This window comes from Nocardioides sp. AX2bis (assembly GCF_902506435.1).
Lineage (GTDB): Bacteria > Actinomycetota > Actinomycetes > Propionibacteriales > Nocardioidaceae > Nocardioides.
The window spans coordinates 3,321,713-3,327,090 of record NZ_LR733215.1; the positions used below are offsets into that span (position 1 = coordinate 3,321,713).

At 76.0% G+C, this 5,378-nt stretch carries 5 protein-coding genes; all 5 read right to left on the bottom strand.

The genetic code is table 11. The features are described 5' to 3' along the window. Positions 1–81: 81 nt before the first annotated feature. The 5 genes from rsmA to rsmI all read right to left on the bottom strand — a co-directional run bounded on the left by rsmA (position 82) and on the right by rsmI (position 5,269). Positions 82–993, bottom strand: a complete 912-nt coding sequence (rsmA, locus tag GV155_RS15955; protein WP_160009549.1) for a 16S rRNA (adenine(1518)-N(6)/adenine(1519)-N(6))-dimethyltransferase RsmA — start codon at positions 991–993, stop codon at positions 82–84. 30 nt (positions 994–1,023) lie between these two features. Beyond that, entirely contained in the window at positions 1,024–2,289 is a 1,266-nt protein-coding gene (locus GV155_RS21040; RefSeq protein ID WP_160009551.1) for a transglycosylase family protein, read from the bottom strand. A gap of 262 nt (positions 2,290–2,551) precedes the next feature. Continuing rightward, complete coding sequence (locus tag GV155_RS15965; protein ID WP_160009553.1) at positions 2,552–3,436, bottom strand: TatD family hydrolase; 885 nt, start codon at positions 3,434–3,436, stop codon at positions 2,552–2,554. Positions 3,437–3,443: 7 nt separating this feature from the next. Then, complete coding sequence (locus GV155_RS15970; protein WP_236554365.1) at positions 3,444–4,325, bottom strand: alpha/beta fold hydrolase; 882 nt, start codon at positions 4,323–4,325, stop codon at positions 3,444–3,446. After that, entirely contained in the window at positions 4,322–5,269 is a 948-nt protein-coding gene (gene rsmI / locus GV155_RS15975) for a 16S rRNA (cytidine(1402)-2'-O)-methyltransferase (protein WP_160009555.1), read from the bottom strand. The genes GV155_RS15970 and rsmI overlap by 4 nt, the downstream gene beginning before the upstream one ends. Positions 5,270–5,378: the final 109 nt, after the last annotated feature.

The window sequence follows — 5,378 nt, forward strand, 5'->3', positions numbered from 1 at the left end:
GTGGGTGGGAGCCGCGCGGGTCCGGGCCCGGGGGCCGGACGGTCGTGCTGCTCCCACCAGCGTGTCAGCCCACCCGACGCCTCAGGGGTGGTCGGCGGGGCGCGGACCCTCGCCCGGGTCGCCCAGGAGGCCCTCGGCCAGGGCCGCGAAGGTGCCCACCTCGAGCTGCTCGCCGCGGGCGAGCGGGTCGACCCCGGCGCCGCGCAGGGCCGCGTCGAGGTCGCCGGCGTCGCGGCCGGCCGCCTCGGCCAGCGGTCGGAGCGCACCTCGCAGCGCCTTGCGCCGTTGCGCGAAGGCGGCGTCGACCACCGAGAACACCTGCAGGCGCGTGGCGGTCGTGACCGGGGGGTCGCGGCGCGTCCAGGCCACCAGGCCGGAGTCGACGTTGGGCGCGGGCCAGAAGACCGACCGGCCGACGGACCCCGCGCGGCGGACGTCGGCGTACCACGCGGCCTTGACCGACGGCACGCCGTACGCCTTGGAGCCCGGCCGCGCCGCGAGCCGGTCGGCGACCTCGGCCTGGACCATCACCAGGCCCTTCTCCAGGCTCGGCAGCAGCGCCAGCAGGTGCAGCAGGACCGGCACCGAGACGTTGTAGGGCAGGTTCGCCACCAGCGCCGTCGGGGGCGGGCCCGGCAGGGCGTCGACCCGCAGCGCGTCGGCGTGGACGACCGCGAGCCGGTCGGCGTGGTCGGGGGCGCGGTCGGCGACGGTCTCGGCCAGCAGGCCGGCGAGGCGGTCGTCGAGCTCGACGGCGACCACGTGGCGCACGACGTCGAGCAGGGCGAGGGTCAACGACCCCAGCCCGGGGCCGACCTCGACCACCACGTCGTCGGGCCCGACCCCGGCCTCCCGCACGATGCGACGCACCGTGTTGGGGTCGATCACGAAGTTCTGGCCCCGCTGCTTGGTGGGGCGCAGGTCGAGCCTTTCCGCGAGCTGACGCACCTCCGCCGGGCCGAGGAGTCTCGGCCCGGCGGGCGGTGTGGTCATGCGGGTGAGGCTAGTGCCGCAGGGCACGTGTCACTGGGGCAGCCCCAGGGACGACGAGCAGGACGGCCAGGAGCCGTACCCGCCGGTCGCGGCGCGGAGCCGCTCGGCCACCGCGATCTGGGTCTCGCGGCTGTTGGAGCTGGGCAGCCCGGTGCCGCCGTACGACTGCCAGGTACCGAGGTTGAACTGAAGGCCGCCGTAGTAGCCGTTGCCGGTGTTGATGGCCCAGTTGCCGCCGGACTCGCACTGTGCGAGCTGGTCCCACACGGTGCTGCCGCCGGCGAAGTTGCTGGTCGGCGCCGCGGGGGCCGGCTCGGGCTCCGGCTCCGGCTCGGGCACGCGGGTGCCGACGGCGACGATGCCGGTGACCGGCTCGCGCACGACCGAGGAGGTGACGACCTTGCGGGAGGCCTCCTCGCCGTTGCGGAAGACCACGCGGTAGGTGACGTCGCGCACGCCGTCCTGTGCCGCTCGTACGGTGCTGGTCTCGCCCTCGAGCGCGTCGGGGTCGTCGCGCTGGGTGGTGCCGGCCTCGATGACCTGGTCACGGTCGCGCTCGGTGGCGACGCGGACGTCGGTGAAGACGATCTTGTCGCCGTCCTCGAGCACCCGGCCCGGCTTCGGGCTGACCTCGTCGGTCTTGTCGACGTCGACCTTCATCTGCTCCAGCGCGTCGGAGACGCGCAGGGCGGTCAGCTGCTTGGTGACCGGCTTCTCGCCTGCCAGGGCCAGGGTGAGCTTCTTGGGCGTGACCACCCGGAGGCTGGCGCCGTCGCGGCCGATGGTCATGCTGCGGCTGGTCGACAGGTCGGAGCCGCGGTAGTCGGTGCCGACCTGGGCCAGGGCGTCGGAGACGCTGGTGGCGGTGACCCAGTGGGTCTCCTCCTCGCCGTCGACGACGAGGTCGAGCTGCCGGGCGTACCGGACGGTGATCGCGGTGCCCTCCTCGATCTCCTCGTCGGCCGACGGCGCGACGATGTCGCGCGGACCGACCTCGACGCCCTCGGCCTCGAGGACGTCGCCGACGGTGCTGGCCAGGGCGGTGACCTCACGCTGCTCACCGTCGACCGAGAGGGCGACGGTGGTGCTCATGGAGGCGTAGGCGACGGTGGTGCCGGCGACCGCGGTGGCGGTCAGGGCGACCAGGCCACCGAGCAGCCAGCGGCTGCGCAGGGTCCGCGCGAAGCGGCCCTGGGGGGCTGCGGGGTCGGCCTGGGTGGTGGGGGTGGGCTCGGGGGCGGGGTGCTGGACGAGTTCGCCTGCACGTCTCTCCCTGGGTCTCGGGAACGCGGTCATGACGTCCCGGATCGGTGTCCCGGCGCCCGTCCTGCGCGCGGCGGTCAGCGTCCCGTCCACCCGGGGGCGGACACGAGGCGCGGAGACGTTCACGGCGCTGGACGGGCCGGTCCGAGGACCGGCCGTCGAGACCACGAGAACATCCGAGGTCACGAATTGGCAAACATCCGGGGGCCGATCGGGACCTAGGACCCGTCCTGACCTGGGGCGTGCCGGGCGGGGTGTGACGGGGTCCTCACGGCCGGAACGGCGTGACGGCAGCTCACCAGGCCCCGCCGAACGCCGCCTCGGTGTTGGCGTCGATCGCCGCGCAGAGCTCGGCGAGGTCGTCGCCGCGGGTCTCGGCCATCGAGCGCACCGTCAGCGGCACCAGGTAGGAGGCGTTGGGGCGGCCGCGGTGGGGGGTGGGGGTCAGGTACGGCGCGTCGGTCTCCACCAGCACCCGGTCGCGCGGCGCGACCACCAGCGCCTCGCGCACCTCCCGGGCGTTCTTGAAGGTCACCGTGCCCGAGAACGACAGGTAGGCCCCCAGGTCGAGGCACCGGCGGGCCACGTCCGCGTCGCCGGAGAAGCAGTGCATCACCCAGCGCGGGGGCGCACCCTCCTCGGCCACGACCCGCAGCACCTCCTCGTGGGCGTCGCGGTCGTGGATCACCAGCGTCTTGTCCAGCCGCTTGGCCAGGTCGACGTGGCGGCGGAAGCTCTCGACCTGGGCCGCACGCCCGTCCTCGCCGGTGCGGAAGAAGTCCAGGCCGGTCTCCCCCACCGCGCGCACCTTGTCGTGGGCGCCGGCCAGCTGCTCGATCTCGGCCATCGCCTCGTCGAGCAGGCCCTCGGCCGCCAGCCGCGGCGCCTCGTTCGGGTGCAGCGCGACACCGGCCACCAGCGCGGCGTGGGTCGCGGCCGCCTCGACCGCCCAGCGGGCGCCGGGCAGGTCGCAGCCGATCTGGACGATCCGCGGGACGCCGACCGAGGCGGAGGCGGCCAGGGCCTCCTCGGTGGGCAGCCAGTCGCCGTCGGCGATGTCGAGGTGGCAGTGGTTGTCCACCACGGGGTGCGGCAGCGGCTCGGGGGCCGGCGGGCGGCCCCGGTCGCGCGAGTGCCCGGACTCCTGCGACGCCGACCGGGCGCGCGTCGGCCCGCTCACCCGGCCCTCACCCGGCGCTCGCGACCCGGTCCAGGACCGCCTCGGCGGCGGCCGCGGGCGCCTGGGTGGGGATCCAGTGCGTGACGCCGGTCAGCACCACGAGCTCGTACTCGCCGCGGACGAAGTCGCCGCAGTGCTCCGCGCCCCACCGGTCGATGGCGGTGTCGCCGTCGCTCCAGACGAAGGTCGTCGGCACCCGGACCCGGCCGGCGCCCATCGCGCCGGCCGACAGCGCCAGCGCGCGGTACCAGCCCAGCCCGCCGGGCAGGGCGCCGTCCTCGACGACCTCGGCCCGGAAGCGGGCGAGCTCGGGAGGCGTCATGCCGGTCCTGGCCAGCAGCTGCTCGAAGCGGCCTCCGGGGAGGCGCGCCATCCGCTCGGCCAGGCCGGGCACGTTGAAGGCGGCCATGTACCAGGACCGCAGCAGCTGCTTCGAGCGCACGCCGGCCCGCAGGTACGCCCCGGGGTGCGGCACCGAGAAGGTCGTCAACGTCGCCAGCAGCTCGGGCCGCTCGGCCGCGACCAGCCAGGCCACGACCGCGCCCCAGTCGTGCCCGACCAGGTGCACCCGGCGGTCCGGTCCGACCCGGTCGACGGCGGCCTCGACCACCGCCACCACGTCGTCGCGCAGCAGGTCGGCGCGGTAGTCGCGGCGCCGACCGGGCCGGGCCCGCGGGCTGTAGCCGCGCTGGTCGACGGCCAGCGTGCGCAGCCCGGCGGCGTGCAGCCGCGGCACGACGTCGCGCCAGCAGGTCGCCCGCTCGGGGAACCCGTGGAGCAGGACGACCACGTCACCGTCGGGCGGGCCCTGGTCGTCGACGTCGAGCACGAGCCCGTCGGCGGGCGCGCCGACCGCGACCTCGGTGATCCGTCCGTCGAGCGCGCTCACGAGCCGTCCTCCCCGGTCGAGCCGTCCACCTCGTCCACCTCGTCCACCTCGTGCACCCCGTGCACCCCGTGCGCGAGGTCGTAGACCTCCCGCTTGGGCACCCCGGCGAGCCGGGCCACCTCCACGACCGCGTCCTTGCGCCTCATCCCGGCATCCTCGCGCACCTCCACCGCGGCCAGCAGGGAGGCCGGGTCGGAGGCCACCGCGGCCACCGGCGCCGCGCCCTCGACGACCAGGGTGACCTCGCCGCGGACGCCGTCCGCGGCCCAGTCGGCCAGCGCGCCGAGCCCGCCGCGGCGGACCTCCTCGTAGGTCTTGGTCAGCTCCCGGCAGACCGCCGCCCGCCGCTCCTCGCCCCAGGCCAGCGCCATCGCCCGCAGCGCGGTCTCCGTGCGGTGCGGCGCCTCGAAGAAGACCATCGTCCGCTCCTCGGCGGCCAGCGCCTCCAGCCGCCGGGAGCGCTCGCCGGCCTTGCGCGGCAGGAACCCCTCGAAGCAGAACCGGTCGACCGGCAGCCCCGAGACGGCCAGCGCGGTCAGCACCGCGCTGGGGCCCGGCACCGCGGTCACCCGGACGCCGGCCTCGACGGCCGCGGCCGTCAGCCGGTAGCCCGGGTCGGAGACCGAGGGCATCCCCGCGTCGGTCACCAGCAGCACGCGCTGGCCGGCCAGCAGCGCCTCGAGCAGCACCGGGGTCCGGGCCTGCTCGTTGCCCTCGAAGTACGACACCACGCGCCCGGCCGGCTCGACCCCGAGCGCGCCCGTGAGGCGCCGCAGCCGGCGGGTGTCCTCGGCGGCCACGACGTCGGCGGTCGCCAGCTCGGAGACCAGGCGCGGCGGCGCGTCCTCGACCCGGCCGATCGGGGTGGCGGCCAGCACCAGCACGCCGGCGTCCGGCGCCTCGTGACCTCCGGCGGCGCTGCTCGGGGTGCTCGACGGACTCATGCGGCGATCATGCCGTGCGTCCGCGACGTAGAGTTCCCCGGCGTGACGACCGGGGGCACGCTGACCGCGCCGCGCCCGACGCCGCCCCCACCCGGTCCCGGCGACACCG

Bases quoted from the DNA above. Each gene is read 5' to 3' on its own strand.
- rsmI (WP_160009555.1), bottom strand. From the start codon at position 5,269: ATGAGTCCGTCGAGCACCCCGAGCAGCGCCGCCGGAGGTCACGAGGCG.
- GV155_RS21040 (WP_160009551.1), bottom strand. From the start codon at position 2,289: ATGACCGCGTTCCCGAGACCCAGGGAGAGACGTGCAGGCGAACTCGTC.
- rsmA (WP_160009549.1), bottom strand. From the start codon at position 993: ATGACCACACCGCCCGCCGGGCCGAGACTCCTCGGCCCGGCGGAGGTG.